This window comes from Aquabacterium soli (genome assembly GCF_003933735.1).
GTDB classification, from domain to species: domain Bacteria; phylum Pseudomonadota; class Gammaproteobacteria; order Burkholderiales; family Burkholderiaceae_C; genus Aquabacterium; species Aquabacterium soli.
In genome coordinates, this window is the sequence record NZ_RSED01000073.1 from 1 (window position 1) to 699 (window position 699).

The window sequence follows — 699 nt, forward strand, 5'->3', positions numbered from 1 at the left end:
TGGCGTCAACACTGGCGCCACCGGTGGCACCTACACACTGACCCAGGCTGATGTCGGCAAAGCCATCACCGTGCGCGCCGTCTACACCGATGGCCAGGGCACGGCCGAGGCCGTGCACAGCACGGCCACCAGCGCCGTGGCCAACATCAACGATGCGCCGACGGGAGCAGTGACCATCACCGGCACGCTCGCCCAAGGCCAGACACTGACCGCATCCGACACCCTGGCCGACATGGATGGCCTGGGCACCGTCACCTACCACTGGCTGCTCGATGGCGTGGACAGCGGCGCCAGCGGCAACACCTACGCGCTGACCCAGTCCGACGTGGGAAAGACCGTCACCGTGCGTGCCACCTACACCGATGGGTATGGCGCGGCTGAATCCGTGGACAGCCTCACCACGGGCGCCGTGGCCGATGCCAACGATGCCCCGACCGGCAACGTCCTGATCGTTGGAACCCCCACCCAGGGCGAAACCCTCACCGCATCGAACACCCTGGCCGACGCCGATGGCCTGGGCGCCATCACCTACCAGTGGTGGCGGGATGGCGTCAACACCGGCGCCACCGGCGGCACCTACGTGCTGAGCCAGGCCGATGTCGGCAAGGCCATCACCGTGCGTGCGGTCTACACCGATGGACAGGGCATGGCCGAAGCGGTGGACAGCGCAGCCACCAGCGCCGTGGCCAATGTCAACGA

1 protein-coding gene is annotated in these 699 nt (G+C 67.8%); it reads left to right on the forward strand.

Annotated elements, in window-relative coordinates; translation table 11 throughout:
- The coding region (locus EIP75_RS24225) for a hypothetical protein (protein ID WP_199758693.1) at positions 1-699 on the forward strand (699 nt) is incomplete at both ends.